19 protein-coding genes are annotated in these 16501 nt (G+C 42.8%); 11 read left to right on the top strand and 8 right to left on the bottom strand.

The features are described from left to right. Positions 1–15 precede the first annotated feature (15 nt). Entirely contained in the window at positions 16–2703 is a 2688-nt protein-coding gene (locus LC586_RS09955) for an ABC transporter substrate-binding protein (protein ID WP_229484396.1), read from the top strand. A 1106-nt stretch (positions 2704–3809) separates the two neighbouring features. Continuing rightward, the gene (locus LC586_RS09950; RefSeq protein ID WP_229484395.1) at positions 3810–4319 is read left to right on the top strand and encodes a calcium-binding protein; all 510 of its coding nucleotides are present in this window, start codon (positions 3810–3812) and stop codon (positions 4317–4319) included. 35 nt (positions 4320–4354) lie between these two features. Here LC586_RS09950 and LC586_RS40545 read toward each other — a convergent pair whose 3' ends face one another. Beyond that, a complete protein-coding gene (locus LC586_RS40545) occupies positions 4355–4480 on the bottom strand; it encodes a hypothetical protein (RefSeq protein ID WP_267921654.1) in 126 nt (41 codons plus the stop codon). Between the two features lie 119 nt (positions 4481–4599). On the opposite strand from LC586_RS40545, the gene LC586_RS09945 reads away from it, so the two are divergent. The 7 genes from LC586_RS09945 (at position 4600) to LC586_RS09915 (ending at position 10199) form a co-directional block, all read left to right on the top strand. Beyond that, on the top strand, positions 4600–5472 hold the full coding sequence (locus LC586_RS09945; RefSeq protein WP_229484394.1) for a hypothetical protein: 873 nt from the start codon (positions 4600–4602) through the stop codon (positions 5470–5472). Positions 5473–5477: 5 nt separating this feature from the next. Continuing rightward, on the top strand, positions 5478–7214 hold the full coding sequence (locus tag LC586_RS09940; RefSeq protein ID WP_229484393.1) for a vWA domain-containing protein: 1737 nt from the start codon (positions 5478–5480) through the stop codon (positions 7212–7214). A gap of 27 nt (positions 7215–7241) precedes the next feature. Beyond that, positions 7242–7613: a hypothetical protein gene (locus LC586_RS09935; RefSeq protein ID WP_229484392.1), complete on the top strand. Its 372-nt coding sequence runs from the start codon at positions 7242–7244 to the stop codon at positions 7611–7613. Positions 7614–7784: 171 nt separating this feature from the next. Continuing rightward, complete coding sequence (locus tag LC586_RS09930; RefSeq protein ID WP_012407913.1) at positions 7785–8009, top strand: ferredoxin family protein; 225 nt, start codon at positions 7785–7787, stop codon at positions 8007–8009. A 70-nt stretch (positions 8010–8079) separates the two neighbouring features. After that, on the top strand, positions 8080–8808 hold the full coding sequence (locus tag LC586_RS09925; RefSeq protein WP_229484391.1) for an ABC transporter ATP-binding protein: 729 nt from the start codon (positions 8080–8082) through the stop codon (positions 8806–8808). Positions 8809–9462: 654 nt separating this feature from the next. Next, positions 9463–9708, top strand: a complete 246-nt coding sequence (locus tag LC586_RS09920) for a UPF0175 family protein (protein ID WP_229484390.1) — start codon at positions 9463–9465, stop codon at positions 9706–9708. Continuing rightward, the gene (locus tag LC586_RS09915) at positions 9705–10199 is read left to right on the top strand and encodes a PIN domain-containing protein (RefSeq protein ID WP_229484389.1); all 495 of its coding nucleotides are present in this window, start codon (positions 9705–9707) and stop codon (positions 10197–10199) included. Before LC586_RS09920 ends, LC586_RS09915 begins: the two co-directional genes overlap by 4 nt. A gap of 144 nt (positions 10200–10343) precedes the next feature. On the opposite strand, the gene LC586_RS09910 is transcribed toward LC586_RS09915, so the two are convergent. The 7 genes from LC586_RS09910 to uvrB form a co-directional block, all read right to left on the bottom strand. Further along, positions 10344–10904, bottom strand: coding sequence for a Uma2 family endonuclease (locus tag LC586_RS09910; protein ID WP_229484444.1), 561 nt, complete (start codon positions 10902–10904; stop codon positions 10344–10346). A 76-nt stretch (positions 10905–10980) separates the two neighbouring features. After that, a complete protein-coding gene (locus LC586_RS09905; RefSeq protein ID WP_229484388.1) occupies positions 10981–11376 on the bottom strand; it encodes an ACP S-malonyltransferase in 396 nt (131 codons plus the stop codon). Further along, entirely contained in the window at positions 11373–11747 is a 375-nt protein-coding gene (locus tag LC586_RS09900) for a DUF433 domain-containing protein (protein WP_229484387.1), read from the bottom strand. Before LC586_RS09900 ends, LC586_RS09905 begins: the two co-directional genes overlap by 4 nt. Before the next feature lie 231 nt (positions 11748–11978). After that, on the bottom strand, positions 11979–12404 hold the full coding sequence (locus LC586_RS09895; RefSeq protein WP_229484386.1) for a type II toxin-antitoxin system VapC family toxin: 426 nt from the start codon (positions 12402–12404) through the stop codon (positions 11979–11981). A gap of 18 nt (positions 12405–12422) precedes the next feature. Next, positions 12423–12635, bottom strand: coding sequence for a hypothetical protein (locus LC586_RS09890; protein WP_229455025.1), 213 nt, complete (start codon positions 12633–12635; stop codon positions 12423–12425). A 16-nt stretch (positions 12636–12651) separates the two neighbouring features. Then, complete coding sequence (locus LC586_RS09885; protein WP_229484385.1) at positions 12652–12933, bottom strand: hypothetical protein; 282 nt, start codon at positions 12931–12933, stop codon at positions 12652–12654. A 108-nt stretch (positions 12934–13041) separates the two neighbouring features. Next, entirely contained in the window at positions 13042–15039 is a 1998-nt protein-coding gene (gene uvrB / locus LC586_RS09880) for an excinuclease ABC subunit UvrB (RefSeq protein WP_229484384.1), read from the bottom strand. A gap of 253 nt (positions 15040–15292) precedes the next feature. Here uvrB and LC586_RS09875 point away from each other — a divergent pair, with 253 nt between their 5' ends. Beyond that, on the top strand, positions 15293–15757 hold the full coding sequence (locus LC586_RS09875; RefSeq protein ID WP_229484383.1) for a hypothetical protein: 465 nt from the start codon (positions 15293–15295) through the stop codon (positions 15755–15757). A 521-nt stretch (positions 15758–16278) separates the two neighbouring features. Further along, positions 16279–16461 (top strand): CsbD family protein, encoded by a 183-nt coding sequence (locus LC586_RS09870; RefSeq protein ID WP_229484382.1) that lies wholly within the window; start codon positions 16279–16281, stop codon positions 16459–16461. Positions 16462–16501 lie beyond the last annotated feature (40 nt).

Raw genomic sequence — 16501 nt, 5'->3', positions numbered from 1 at the left:
CTCCCCCTGTTGTTTATGGCTAAACCTCCCTCTAGCCCTCAACTCCCTCAAAACGTCGCTGTCGTTCTCCGAATTAGTGCTGGTAGCTTCGTTGACGGTTTCTCTGTGTCGCTTCAGATTTTAGAAGATGGTCAAATTATTCAAGAACATGATGATTTGCCTCTTATTCCTGCTGCACCTGAAATACCGCAGTTATATCAAGAGTGGCAAAATATATCACTAGAGGGCAGTCGTCAACTGCAAGCGGTTTCTGGACAAGTAACGAACGTAGCCAATCTCGAAAATTGGAGACAAAGAACTCAAAGGCTAGAGGACTATTGTAGAAGATGGTTTCAGGATAGAGCGTTTAGCAGTTTGCGCGATCGCATTCGGGCAAATACCAGAGTCAGAACCGATCAATCTGTGCCAATTATCATTAGATGTCCGACACGAGATGACAACCAAAATGAACTTCTGCGTAGGCTACCCTGGCATGTCTGGGATTTATTTACCAACCTACCCAATGGCGAGTTTGCTTTGTTCACGAACTTTCGTCCTCAAGTCGCCACTTTAGAGGCACCGGTCAAAGTTTTAGCCATTTTCGGTAGTTCTCAGGGTGGTTTACAACTAGAACAAGATCAAGCAGCATTAGAGATCCTCAAACAGCGTGGAGCAGAAATTATTACGCAATCAGAGCCGAGTGAAGAAACTCTGTCTGGCCTGTTATTTGATGAAGATTGGGATATCTTGTTTTTTGCAGGACATAGTTCCAGTCAGGGAACAAGTGGACAGATCCAAATTAGTCAGGGCAATTTTTTACCGTTACATGCGTTACGTCAAAGCTTAACGAAAGCGGTAACGAGAGGTTTAAAGTTGGCAATCTTCAATTCCTGTGATGGGTTAGGGATTGCAGATTTTTTGGTAGGGTTGAATGTGCCAGCTGTGATCGTGATGCGGGAACCTGTGCCGGATCGGATTGCCTGCCTATTCTTGCTGTACTTTTTGAAGGAATTTTCTCAGGGTACACCTCTTTGTCTGGCAGTGCGTGAGGCTCGCGATCGCCTCGAATCTATACAAAGCATTTTTCCAGCCGCATCTTGGCTACCCACTGTTTGCCTGAATCCGAATCAACCAGAGTTAGTTTGGCCTGCCCCAACTCCCCCGCCACCCCCATCACCAGTGTCCCGCTTGCGATCTCGCCTCCTTCGTCTTTATCTAGTGATTGGATTTGCTGCTTTGGCTGGAATCATCGGTGTAGTTACCCTAATTGTGATCAACCGCTGTCAGATTTTTCCCTCAATCTGCCAACAGCCAATTGTTGACAATATAGAGAAATTCATTAGCTATGGTAAACAGCCAATTGCTAATAGTAAAGTAAAACTGAGTGAACCATATCTTTCATTAAAGAAGCAAGGTATTGATGCATTTGCTCAAGGGAACTATGAATCGGCGGTGGCGATTTTTGATCAGCTGCGTAATCAGGCAAAACAAAATAAAGGGGTTCAAGTTCTTAGTCAACCGGCTTTAGCAGCGCTACAAGATCCAGAAATCCTGATTTATCGTAACAATGCTTTTGTGAATATTCGGCATATTCAAAACCCGAATTTGCCAATTTACACCATTGCTGTTACCGCGCCATTGAATCTTGATGCCGGATTGAGTATCCTATTTGGAGTCGCTCAAGCACAAGATATAGCCGTCAAGCAGGAGATCAACTTACAAGTGGTTATTGCTAACGATAGCAATAGCCCTGATCAAGCCCAGCAGGTTGCAAAAATCCTCTCCAACGATGCCAAAATTCTCGCTGTGGTGGGGCACTACACTTCTCCCAATACCTGTGCAGCTTTGAAGGTTTATTCATCGAAAGAGCTTGTGCTTATTTCTCCCACCAGCACCGTTGTTAACCTCCAATCGAATCCATACTGCGGTGGCGATCCCAATAAAGTATTCTTTAGAACTGTTTCATCAACTCGAGTAGAAGCCTATAGTCTGGTACAGTATTTAGTCGATGTTCTCAAAAAGCCTCAGCCAAAAGTGGTTGTTTTTTACAACAGTAGAGAGTCGTTTAGCAAAGATTTGTTTGATCAGTTTGTTCAGGTTCTCAAAGCATTTAAGGGAGGTGTAATTGCTACGTTTGATTTATCTGATCCAAACTTCGATGCTAGTCAACTTCCGCCGCAGGTGAAAGATGCAGATGCTCTGGCAGTATTGCCTGATGGGCAGACTAACGATACTAGAGCGTTTCAAAAAGCAATCAATATCATCAAATTGAATAATGGAGAAAAACCAGTTTTAGGGGCAAATAGCCTATATCTCCAAGAAGTTATTAATCAGGCTAAAGATACCACAGTAAATCGCTTATTCCTTGCCGTTGACTGGCATCAAAAGCAATGTGGTGCAGCAGCGTTTGCGAAACAAATCAATGAATACTGGGGCGGTGATTTAAATCGACGGACAGCCTTAGCATATGAGGCTGTTCAAGCGGTGTTGCAAGCTATTAAATTATCAACTTCACCCGTGACTCGACAGGATATTCAGCAGAAATTGTCTCAGACAGGAATTATACCTGGGGTAGCAGCATCTAGTGCGATTATCGAAGGCTTAACGATTAGTTTTGATGAGAGGGGCGATCGCAGAGAACTTACCACTCGTGCGATCGTTACTGTAAATGATAAATTGAGATTTGATCTGGTGAAAGACGTTCCTTGTCCTAATCAACAATAAACCACGCGGTAAGGGTAAAGCGCATTGCTCATTGGTGTCAACTTCAGCTCAAACGCTTATCCCACAGGCATTTTACCCCACCCCTCAATCCCCTCCCCGCTCTTCGGGAGGGGAAGTTTTGGCTTTAGACAAAACTGGGGTGGGGTGACGCGGATCGTAGTGGTAAGTGAATGAACTCAATATCACGTTATGACTTGGGTTTCACGTTAAGTTGACACGTATGAGCAATGCGCTTTACTCCTACTACAGATGTGGTTCAAATACATGAAAACTGCTGTAATTTGACCCACTTACTTATCATTGTGATTTCGGCGACTGCATTTGTTATATCGGCGTACGCATTTGTTATATCGGCGACCGCATTTGTTATATCGGCGTACGCATTTGCTATTTCGGCGACTGCATTTGTTATATCGGCGTACGCATTTGTTATATCGGCGTACGCATTTGTTATATCGGCGACTGCATTTGTTATATCGGCGACTGCATTTGTTATATCGGCGACTGCATTTGTTATATCGGCGACCGCATTTGTTATATCGGCGACTGCATTTGTTATTTCGGCGATCGCAATTGCTGATTGCGTTCATCCTAAAACAACTTAAGACAAAGACCTCTTGTTGGTTTACAAAGAAGCAAGCTTTCACCTGTCCGATACAAAAATATTTGTTTGTAAAGTTACGTAAAAATTCGGGCGATTTTTACTCTAGCCTCCGATAGTCCTTTGTAGGGTAAAAAGCAATACGCTTGGGTTAAGAATAATTGTAGGTTGGGGAGCCACTTGTGTGGGCGGGTTTCCCGACTAGAGCAAAGTGGCGTTTGAACGCAGTGAAACCCAACAAAGGCTTGAAAACTACATAATTTAATTTTTTGGGCTTAACCCAAGTGTATTGGGGTAAAAAGCATTGTCTCTTGAGTCAATACTTTTCGGATAAGCGTAAACTACTCCCTGTTAGTCTCTTAATTGGTTAAAGGGCAAAGGGTAAAGGTGAATTCAAATCCTTTCCCCCTTAACCGAAAAGTATTGGATTGCGTACCAATGAGGTGATGGAAGATTTATCCAAATACCTTTGCCTTAACTCGATTTAAATCAAGGAGAAACTCAAATGGCTATTATTGATGGCACTTCGTTCAGCGATGTACTCTCTGGCACCGACGGTGACGACGTTATCAGTGGCTACCCCGTTGGCTCTGGTTTGTTTGATTACGACGGCTACGATATATTGTTTGGCTTTGCTGGCAACGATATATTGTTCGGCGGCAATCAGGATGACATCCTTTATGGCGGAGATGGTAACGATATATTGTCCGGCTCTGGAAACGGTGGCTTAGTAGAATTCGACACTCTGGTTGGTGGTGCTGGTTCTGATACTTTCGTTATTGGCAGTCCCTTCGGTGTTGAATACCAAGGTCTTGGTTACGCTACCATTACTGACTGGAACCCCTCTTCTGATTTCATTTTAGCCGGGGGTTTCTCTAGTCTATACTCTTTTGGGAATGCAGACTTGAGTGGCGGTTTTGCTCTAGACACACAAATTTACTATGGCATTGACTTGATTGCTAACGTTCAAGACACTACCAATGTCAGTCTCTCTAGAGACTTCATCTTTGCCTAGTCAGGACTTTGTTCGCTTTCTAAATGCATTTTTGCTTAAAAGTCTGCAATGGGCCACAGCGATCGCATTGACTGCGATCGCATTTCCGGGCATGAGCAAAAAATATGCGTTATCCAGAACCCTTGTAGAGATGTAGCACTGCTACGTCTCTTTTTCACCATTTGAAACCCTTGATTTTCTCTTATATCATGTCCGCATAATTAGTTATGATTCCCACAGTCATTGCACCCCACCCCTTAATCCCCTCCCCGCAAGCGGGGAGGGGAGACAAAGCATAGCTTTGGCGGGGTGGGGTTCTTGGGGTTTAGTAAGTAATCAGCCGGGATATCTCAATACGGTTCGGTATTCTCAAACGTTAATTGCATACTCTGCAAATGATTTCATCGTTTGCAAAAGCTTTGCTGTCAACGAATTCATTACTTTCGCATATGCCAAATTTATCACAGCTAAAGAAGTGCGATCGCACATCGGCAATCCGCTAACAAAATTAATTTCTAGAATGATGACTCAACCCAGGGGCAATCCTTTTCAACTGTCTCACACTCAATTCTTAGTGGCTGGTCTATTAATTGGTTATATTAGCTTTGTTTTGTGGCTAGGAATACGTTTAATTGTTCTATTTAGCGGCGCAGTGATTGTTGTATTGGCGATCGCTTCTTGGTACGTGCAACTCGAAGGCCAAAAAATAAGCTCTTCAGCAACTTCAGCGAATTTACTGGAAAAAGATGTTTTTTTAAGTCATATCAGCTACTTTAATAACCGAATTCCTGATACTTCTCAATCTCTATGGCGATCGGTTCAGCTACAGGCTCAAGCCATTGGGCAGATTGCGACACAAATTGCCCAACAGGAATCAACTTTCACTCCAGACTTGCTCGAAACATTGCACACTGTTCTAGATTTGGTTGACCAACTGGTGCAAGCATTGCAGGTTATTCAACAAGTGCAAACACCACGTTATCGAGAGCTGGCGCAACAACAGTTAGAAAGCAGCCTAACTCGACTTCAGCAAACCCATGACCAGCTTCAGGAATTGCACGACCAAATTGCATTGGAAAGTCTGGAGCGGCGTTCACTTAGCGCTCCTGCTGTCATCTCGATCCGGCTGCAAACACTGATTGCGGAAAACGAAAGAGGAATTTTAGGAAATTAAAAACTATGAAAAATTTGCCTTTCAAATTTTGCCTAGCGATCGGACTATGCCTGACATTTTTGTCGATTTGTACAACACCATCATCAATCAATTCATTTGAAAGTGCCGATCGCTATCTAAGCCAACATCTTTTACCCAGTATTGAATTGGATTCACAGCTTGTATCTGACACCGCCGCCTATAATGTGGTGATTCCTCCACTAGCTGATTCTGTCCCCGATCCAAACTCCTTTCCTCTGTACGGTGCAAAGCCAAGCAACGATCCGAATATCGTGTATGTCGAAATCTACAGCTCGGCTGAAAAAGCGAATGGAGAACGACAGGATGAACGTTGGTTAATTGATGTTGTGGAAAAATTTAATCAGCAACGACAAAGGCTCAAGTTTGGAGAAGTCATTCAAGTGGGGATTCGGAATATTCCTTCTGGATTGGGCGCACAGATTTTAGCTGCCAGGAAAGGAAAACCGGCAGGCTACACACCAGCAACGGCTTTGTGGTTGGAGTTACTGAAAGCTGAAGGATTGCCACTACAAGCGATCGCACCTGCATTAGTCTCAAACCAAGCCATCTTTGCAATCCAACCCCAGGTGTATCAACAACTGGCTAAAGGTGGAGGGGTGACGTTTGATCGCTTGATGGATGCCATTCTTGCAGACAAAATCCAAATTGGTTATTCCAATCCTTATATCGGCTCATCGGCGTTGAATTTTCTGCATACACTGCTTTGGCGTTCAGCAGGTCATGCTCAAGATGGCAAACCATTAACTATTGCTGAACTAGAGTCTTCTCAAGTCAATTCAGTTTTTAGCACCTTCCAGAAACAAATCGCCCTGACGACGCCCACATACCTGGACTTAAAGCAAATTTGGATTCGCGATCCCCAAAAGTTTCAGGCAATTGTCATGGCCTACCAAAGCTATGTCAATCTGAAGAAACAGCCGGAATTTGCACAGCTTGCTTACATTCCCTTCGGTGTTCCTGAAAATTCGCCATTAGTTGGATTTGATTGGAATACGGCATCTGAGCGAGAAGCCCTGGAAAAATTTGCTGCCTTTGCTACCTCTACACCAATGCAACAATTGGCTCAACAACAGGGCTATGAAAAAACAGAATATCTCCAGCGAAGTCAATTTCCACCCCTACCATCTGGTGAAGTACTCAAAGCCGCTCAGTCATTTTGGAAACAGCGTAAAGATGGTGGACATACTGTGTACATGGAACTGATTGTGGATACTAGCGGTTCAATGGAGCAAAACAACCGTCTGCAAGCGGTTCAGAAAGCGTTACGATTTGCCAGCCAACAAATTAACCGAGGTAATCAGATTGGGTTAGTCACCTTTAGCGATCGCCCCACTCGCCGGATCACCCTCGCTCCCTTCAACGAATTAGAACAAAAGCGATTATTTGCAGCCATTGACCAACTTCGACCTGATGGTGAAACTGCTCTCTATGATGGACTCGCCGTTGGTTTGGCAGATTTGATGGAAAAACAAAAAACTGATCCCAAGGGTCGATTTTATCTACTACTGCTCACCGATGGAGAACGAACCAACGGACTTGATTTTGGACAAATTAAGGATGTGATTAAGCACAGCCGTGTGAGAGTATATCCCATTGCCTACGGTAAAGTGAATCAGCAGGAATTAGAAGCGATCGCTGCGATTCGAGAAGGCAGTGTTTACCAAGGCACACCCGAAAAAATACAAGTTCTGCTCAAAGACTTGTTCCAGACTAATCTCTGATCCAGTAATTTTAGAAAAATCACAACAATGAACCTCAACACGCAACTCCTCAAAACTTTAGGACTCAGTTGGTTAGTGTTTTTAATCACCGGAGTGCTGATCAGTTGGTTCTTTGCAATTCCGGCAATCACAGTACTGATCGATCGCAGCTATTGTCCAGCGACAGAGTGGCAGCAGGTTGTTCAGACTTACACTCAACTTTATCAGCAGCACCAGCAACGTCGTTTGCAATTACAATCTGTCGTCTTGTTCAGCAGTCTAGGAGAGGAGCAGTTGTCAACTCCACCTGAGCCTCAAGTATTACAACAGTTATCGACTTACGGACGCCCGCAGCGACAACGGCAGTTGCAACTACGAAAAGACTATCCTCAAGCACAACTGTTGCAATGTGCTCAATAATGGGGAGTGTGGGGAGTGCGGGGAGATTATAAAAAAGCAACAACCCTCCCACTCCTCCCACTCCGACCACACTCGCAATTCCCCATGCCCAATGCCCAATGCCCCATGCCCCACTCCCCACTCCCCTGCTAGGCTAGAAATAGCCGATACAGAAAAGAGGGAATCGAGAACATGCCGCACACAATTGTTACAGAAGTCTGTGAAGGCGTCGCTGACTGCGTAGATGCCTGTCCAGTAGCTTGTATTCATGATGGCCCAGGCAAGAATGCCAAGGGAACTGATTGGTACTGGATTGACTTTGCTACTTGCATCGACTGTGGTATATGTCTCCAAGTTTGCCCCGTAGAAGGGGCAATTCTTGCAGAAGAACGACCGGAGTTGCAAAAAACTCCTTAATAGTCCATAGTCAACAGTCAATAGCTATTTTTAACTTGACTGTTGACCAATGACAAATGATAAATGACAAATGACAAATGACTATTTACTAGATGTCCAAAATGTCCACGCTGGATACATCAAAGATGTAGATATCCTGCAAGGTGTGAATTTCCGGGTTGCACCAGGGGAATTGGTAACTGTGATTGGCCCCAATGGCGCTGGTAAATCTACTTTAGCAAAAGCAATTTTTGGGCTTTTGATTCCCCACACAGGCGCAATTACTTTCAAAGGTGAAAATATAGTGGGGCTAAAGTCCAATGAAATAGTCCAACGAGGAATGTGCTACGTACCGCAAATCGCCAATGTTTTCCCCTCCCTGAGTGTTGAAGAGAACTTGGAGATGGGTGCTTTTGTGCTTAACGTTCCCCTGAAACCAATTAAAGATAAAATATTTACTATGTTCCCCAGATTAAGCGATCGCCGTCGTCAACGCGCTGGTACTCTCTCTGGAGGAGAACGCCAGATGCTAGCGATGGGGAAAGCTTTGATGTTGGAACCTAGTTTGCTTATTTTAGATGAACCATCTGCTGCTTTGTCCCCAATTTTGGTGACACAAGTGTTTGAGCAGATTAAACAAATTAATCAGGCGGGTACTGCGATCGTATTAGTGGAACAAAATGCCCGTAAGGCTTTAGAGATGGCTAATCGCGGCTATGTACTCGAGTCAGGACGCGATGCTATCTCAGGCCCTGGTGAAGAATTGTTGAATGATCCGAAAGTGGGTGAGCTATATCTGGGAGCAGGTAAAAGACATTAACCCTTTTTAATCACTCTTGCCCCATTCAACATAACACCAGCTTAATATGGGGCCTTCACCAGGCGATAGCGATGCCTACGGTGGGCTGCGCCTAAGCTGTCTATAACTAATACAAAAGCCATAATACTACCTGCCACTGCCGCGACCGTCGTTTTCGATGCTCAAAGAATTCTCCCCAATAATCCTTGCGTTTCTAATCACATCTACAGCGAGTAGAAAGGTAAAACAGGACATTCATTCCGGAAAAAATGACCAAAATGCAAATTAAGCGGATTGGGCAGAACCGCGATTCAACAAAAAGGCGTACTGAACTTCCTATAGATAAAGCTCTGCATCACTTTTTAATATACTGCTGAGTCACAACAAATCCTGCAAAGCCGCTCCAGAGCCAACCTGGGGCGTTTTCTCATGGTATAAAAACGCCTATGTTTACCCAATTGAATAATTCGTAATTCGTAATGACGCTCGCGGACTCGCTAACGCAACGCTTTCGTAAATTTTGTTTTGTAATGGGGATTTAACCCCAACACAAAACTTGCGTGATTTTTGAACCGGGGGACTTCAACCCACGGAATTGAGTTAAACTGCCGTCGCTACCATGCAGAATCGTTTATCTTTAAATCAGGATAACTCAATTTTCTCCGGCAGAATCCAATGAGCGTTGTAATTCCTGATGACATCCTCCAATCAACCAAGATGACTGAGGATGAATTAAAGCTCGAAATCGCCATCATGTTGTACAAACAGGAAAAAATTAGTAGTGGCAAAGCCCGTGCTTGGACTGGGCTGACAGTGATTGAGTTTCAACACGAATTGGCAAAACGGGGACTTTGCATCAACTACGATGTCGAAGATTTGCAAGCAGATGTTAAAACCTTGCAATCAATGGGCTTGCTGTGATTGTTGTCAGTGATACTTCCCCCATCACAAATCTCGCAGCCATTGATCAGCTAGACTTGTTGCAGGAACTCTATGGAAGCATCGTTATTCCTCTAGCGGTTTATAAAGAAATGGTGGTTGCAGGAAAGGTTGTTCCTGGTGCAGTCGAAGTACAGACCTTATCCTGGATTCAAACTCAGACAGTTGCTGATGCTCAAAAAGTCACAGACATTCAAACAAATCAAGATAATATTGATTTGGGTGAAGCTGAAGCAATTATTTTGGCACTGGAACTAAAAGCAGATTTACTCTTGATGGATGAGCGTCGTGGCAGAGCTTTAGCAACAAACTACGGACTTAAGGTGACTGGACTATTAGGTGTTTTATTGCAAGCTAAACAGAAGGGTTTTATCCCTGCCATTAAGCCTTTAATGGATCAGTTGATGGAGCAAGCAGACTTTCGGGTAAGTAATCAGTTGTATGCTACTGTTCTTCAGAATGCAGGTGAGTAAAGGATATTTCGCTAGGATTAGGCAACCATCGATGCTGATGAGGTGGAGGAAGATGGTCAGGTCGAGGCGCACCATTTGGGAAAGAAGGAAAAGGTAAAGTCAATATCTCTCACTGGTTGCCCTAATGCTTAATTTGATCGCCTCCTAGATTTTTCGCAACAATTCCCGAATAGCGATCGCACAATCACCAAAAGCTAAAGGTGAAATTGTCACATCCTCTGCAAGTATGCTCTCACTGTGATATCCGTCTGGACTAGGGAGACGATACATATACAACTTGCGTCCATTAACATCTAAAATCCAGTACTCAATAATACCTGACTTCGCATAAGCGATCGCTTTTACTTCTCGATCATATTTGAGGCTGGAATCAGCTATTTCAATCAGTAAAAATACTTCGGAAGCATTGGGATGGTGATCCTCATAATCTAATGGATTCAGCTTTACCACTGAAATATCTGGTTCTGGTTCCGAGTAATCATCAAGTTGCACTGGTGACTGGATTCTTAATAAAACTTTGTCACCCAAACGTTGACGTAATAACCTTTCTGTGCGGGTAATTGCTGATTCGTGAGCAGTACCTTTTGCTGACATTCTGATAATTTGTCCCGCGATTAATTCTAAGCGTTCTTCAGGATGAAAAATTCCCGTTTCCGCCATTTTGTGATATTCTTGAACACTAATTAGGCGAATATTGGTGAGCATAAGATTTAGGTTAATGTCCCAACATTTTATCTCGCAGATGTTTAATGCGATCGCAATGAACGAATAGTTAACCACATTACGGGATGAAGATTCGCCTTGCACCTCGATAACTATCAATATTAAGCACAATTTCAATCAGACTTTCAACACACCGACCTCGATATTCAGAGTCGTTTAGCAGTCGGTCGGCATTGCCAATCGTAATTACGGGTAACGATGCTAAGGTATTTTCTTCACGTATGACTTGTTCGAGCGAATCTTTCCCTTTCATGCTGCGATTAGCTGTAAGCAAAATCATCTGATTTTCCTGAGCTAATCGCCAAACAACCCTGTCATCACTGTCGATTGATAAATCCATTTCTGCAAATGTGATAAACCGAATCGGAACGATATCGAGCCAACCTTGACTGGCGATCGCACCAAAGAAAATTAGGGCATGACCTTTGAGATTGTGATCAATCAAAAAAATCATATCTTAGACTCGCGCTTTGCCTTAGCTGTCCGAAGTTTTTCCCACGCGGCTTCAGTTCCAGGTTTCGGCGGTTGTGCTGCAATTCGGGCAACTAGCTCACAATTTTGCTCTTGGTAGTATTGCTGGAGTTCTTCGGCTTCTTTGAGAATTTGCTGATACTCCGCTTCCACCTCTGCACGATTTATCTCAATGTAAGCCAGAGCAACGTTAATTTGTTCCTCTGTTAGATCAAATAATCCTTGGATAAACTTAGACGGATATTGAGCCTTCACATAGTCCATCACGTCGTAGAGGGTGATGCGTGTGCCTGCGATCGCCAGTCCTCGCTCTGTACGAATAATGGATGACTTCTTATTTGCTCCTAGAGTCATGTCCATTCCCTCCTAGAATCTAGCTTTATAATATCTTGTAAACTATCTCTTGACGTAATAATTTTTATATGCTAGAAAGCATAAGATTTTAGGTTAACGTCCTAGCATTTTATCTCGCAGATGTTTAATGCGATCGCCGAAGCTTATCATTAACTATTTATTATGCGGAAACTTTCCATATATCAAACTAAAATATTCATTGAGAGAAGGGGTTACGCTGTCGCCTTTACTCTATGTTGTTGACCAGTCTTCTGTTCGTAATTCTATGATTTGTCCAAAATCTGACAAATTACGGGTAAGTAAGATTGCATTGTTAGTTAGAGAAATCGCGGCAATTTTCAGATCCATGTTTCCTAAACGAGGATAGGCTTTTCGCAAACGTTGATGTTCTAGAGCGGCTCTACGGGTAAACGGAACAATCACAATCGAACGATAATCTGTTGCGAGTTGCTGTAGCCCTTGATACGCTAAAATTTGCTCATCTGGATTTTTCGCCCTAGATAGAACACTGAGCCGACCTCTAACTTGTTCTTCGTAGGTAATTACAGTCACTGCAATTTCAACCTCTTCAACGGCTGCCAGCCTTGTCAGGATTCGCTTTCCCTCTTGTCCATTGCGTTGGATGAAAGTGAGATGGTCGGTGTCAAGAATATACATTTTGCAGTGTTAGCAACCCTACTCAGCAGATTTCCGCCATTCTTGTCCAAAGCGAACTGCTTCCTCAAAAGTAGGATCGTTTTCAAAGCTACCTGCGACTTCTAACCACCAAAAAGATTTTTTCTGGACAAACCCATAGAGCATCTGTTTCATTTGTGCCAGTTCTGTCTCCAAAGTTGCAACTCGCGCTTCGAGTTGTTGAGAGCGTTCTTCAAGTTGCTGGGAGGTCATAGGGATCTACTAAAAGTTAGAATTCTGAAAGCATTATAGCAAGAGCATCTGGTTTTGAGTAATCGTCAAGTTGCTCAGAGGGAAAAACGTCAGCTATAGGAGTGATATCGCCAGCAGCAATTTCTTGCCGTACCATATCAGCTAGCCGATCCCACTGAGCATCTGTTGTAGATTCAAACTGAGCTTTCCATCTTTGCTCATCCTCTATCTCGGCAAGAAGACGAGCAGCGATCGCATCCTGTTCAGCAACAGGTAGAGTTTTCAGTTGGGCGATCGCACGCTCAAGTAAGTCAGTCATGGCTACCACACTCTTAAAACGTAAATGGCATCTTATCCATTATCGCTTCTTGGTGGTAAGTTGAGCGCTTTGTCACCCAAATGTTGACTTAATAAGCTTAGATTCACGTTAACGTCCTAGCATTTTATCTCGCAGATGTTTAATGCGATCGCGCAATTTTGCCGCCTCTTCAAATTCCAGTTTCTTCGCCGCTTCTTTCATCTGTGCTTCTAACAGAGTAATCAACCCTGGAATTTGTTCTAATGGCAATTCATCTATATGTTCATCTACAACTTTCAAATCAGTTGCATTCAAGCGCCGAGATACATCCAAAAAAGCCAAAATTGCATTACTTGATTTTTTGACAATTGGTTGTGGTGTAATCCCATGCAGTCGATTATGTGCTGTCTGAATACCACGCCGTCTATCTGTTTCATCAATAGCTTTAATCATACTACCTGTCATATTATCGGCATACAAAATCGCCTGTCCCTGGACATGACGCGCGGCTCTACCAATAGTTTGAATTAAGGAGCGCTCGGTTCGCAAAAAACCTTCTTTATCTGCATCCATAATTGCTACTAAGGAAACTTCAGGTAAATCCAAACCTTCCCGCAGCAAGTTCACACCAACTAATACATCAAATTTCCCCTCGCGCAAGTTCTGTAAAATTTCAATGCGCTCAATAGAAGTAATCTCGGAATGTAAATACCGTACCCTTATACCGTGGTCTTGCAAATATTCTGTTAAATCTTCCGCCATGCGCTTGGTTAATGTGGTAATCAACACTCGTTCATGGCGATCGGCTCTATCTTTAATTTCTCCCAACAAATCATCAATTTGTCCTTCTGTGGGACGCACAGAAATTTCTGGATCAACCACCCCAGTTGGTCGAATCACTTGCTCAACTACGTGATCTTCAGAAACTTCTAATTCCCAATTTCCGGGAGTTGCTGACACAAAAACACACTTATTTACCTTTTCCCAGAATTCCTCGGCTTTCAAAGGACGGTTATCAGCAGCGCTAGGAAGCCGAAATCCATGTTCAATTAAAACTTTTTTTCTAGCTTGGTCACCGTTATACATGCCGCGAATTTGTGGCACTGTAACGTGAGATTCATCTATAACTAGTAGCCAATCTTTGGGAAAATAATCAATTAAACATTCTGGTGATTCTCCAGCTTGTCTTCCTGCTAAGTGACGGGAATAGTTCTCGACGCCGTTGCAGTAACCTACCTCTCGCAGCATTTCTAGGTCATAGCGTGTACGTTGATCTATGCGTTGCGCTTCTAATAGTTTCCCAGCTTGTTCTAAGTCTAGTTTTTGCTGTTTTAATTCTGCTGCGATGTCATTACAAGCTACTTCTAACCGTTCTTCTGGGGTGACAAAGTGACGTGCAGGGTAAACATTCACCGCTTCCAAACTTTTGAGAATTTCACCTGTCACCGGATCAATGTAGCGAATCGCGTCAATTTCATCACCAAAAAATTCCACACGAATAATTCGGTCTTCATAAGCTGGGCCAATTTCTAAGACATCACCACGGACGCGAAATTTTCCCCGACCCATTTCTATGTCGTTGCGGCTATATTGAACGTTGGCCAAATCCCGTAAAATTTGGCGTTGATTTACTTCCATACCTATCTGAAGGGGGATGGCAGCTTTCAGATATTCTGCTGGCATTCCTAAACCATAGATGCAACTGATGGAAGCAACGACAATGACATCACGGCGTTCAAAAAGCGATCGCGTCGCTGAATGCCGCAACATATCTATTTCATCATTAATCGCTGCCGTTTTTTCAATATAAGTATCGGTAACGGGAATATACGCTTCTGGCTGATAATAATCGTAGTAGCTGACAAAATACTCCACTGCGTTGTTGGGAAAGAAATCTCGCAACTCGTTACAAAGCTGGGCAGCAAGGGTTTTATTATGCGCCAGAACTAAAGTAGGCTTGCCAATTTTCTCAATAACTGCTGCTACCGAAAATGTCTTACCAGTTCCAGTGGCTCCGAGTAAAGTTTGGTAACGATTACCCGCTTGGATACTAGCAGTAAGTTGTGCGATCGCTTGTGGTTGATCGCCTGTAGGACTAAAGGGAGCTTGAAGACAAAATTCTGTCATACAGTTTTGCTGTAAATACCCTATCTCATGGTGACGATTCCGCCCTGTATCCATTCTAGCTGGCTTATTAGACCAAATAAATAGTAATAGTTCTTTACAAAATTTATTAATTTAAATTTACTTATGTATCAGTTTTAAAGATTCTTATATCTATATGAGGTTTTTTAAGGTTAAACTCTAAAGTATATGGGAAAAAATTTCATCTTTCCTTAATTATTGTAAAATTCAATTAACAATCCAGAGGTTTTCGTTTATGACTATTAGCAACGCTGGCAAAGCAACCAGTTCTCGGCAAAAGTATGCCAAGTCTCCAGGGGAAGCTACAGAGGAAGTTGAAAATCAACAAGACCAGAGCTTGAATGCTGATAAAGTCGAGGAAGTTAATGAACTGCCAGTGGGAGCTTCTGGAACACTCGCCATTTCTGGAATTCGTCCTATAGGCGCTAGCGACTTAGAAGTTGCTGAACACCTCTCAATTGCTGGGGTGCGTCCCGTTAGCACCAGTAGCTTGGAAGTAGTTGAAACCTATAACTCAATGGGCATTCGTCCAATTGGTGCTAATACATTCCAAGTGGTTGAAAGTATCAACCTCTCTGGGGTTCGTCCAATTGGCTCAAGTTTATTGGTAATTGATGAAAGCTATTCCACCTTCGGTAATCGTCCAATAGCATCAAATGAGATTGACAATTCTGAAAGTCTGATGGGTTTTCTAGATTAGACAAATAAAATATCCCCATAACTTTATTAACCCAGTTTCTATAGGAAGCTGGGTTTTTTATTTAAACAGTCAAAAGTAGAGATTACCATAAGTAGGTAAACATAATTAATTACACAATGTCATTGCGAATGTAGCGTTCGCGGTAGCGTCTCTAAGAGTTGCGAAATGAAGCAATCACAAGGGCTGGGATTGCAACTCTTAGAGACGCACTCGCGTTCGCTTCGCTCGCAATGACTGTAATTAATTTTGCGTAGTTACTTATTTGCACTTGTTCTATGTCTTTTAGCATAGATAACTAAGCTGTCCTTAGTTTATTTTATATTCAACTAACAGCCACAACGCTTACTACAACTAGCTTTGTTAATTACGAATTACGAATTACGAATTACGAATTATTGAATCTGCCTTGTGGTGGAAGGCTTTAGCAAAAACTTTAAGCTAGTGTGTAAAAGTAATAACAAAAGATTTCAAAGCTGTAAACAAACTTTGAAATAAATCTTTGATTAAATCAGGAGTACAAAATGAGCATAGAAGATCGCGCAAAAGCAGCTGCTAAAAATGTTGAAGGTAAAGCCCAAGAAGCTTTAGGAAATGTTACTGGAGATCCAGAAGATAAAGCGGAAGGTAAAGCAAAGCAAGCTGAGAGCGAAGTACGTCACGGCATTGAAGATGTGAAAGATAATGTCAAGAAAAATGTTGACTAATAAATAATTCATCATTCAAATTTTTTGCAGAAATAGGAAT

It is taken from the genome of Nostoc favosum CHAB5714, assembly GCF_020829495.1.
GTDB lineage: Bacteria > Cyanobacteriota > Cyanobacteriia > Cyanobacteriales > Nostocaceae > Nostoc > Nostoc favosum.
Note: the sequence above shows the minus strand (reverse complement) of the source record. Positions and strands in the feature narration are given on the sequence as shown.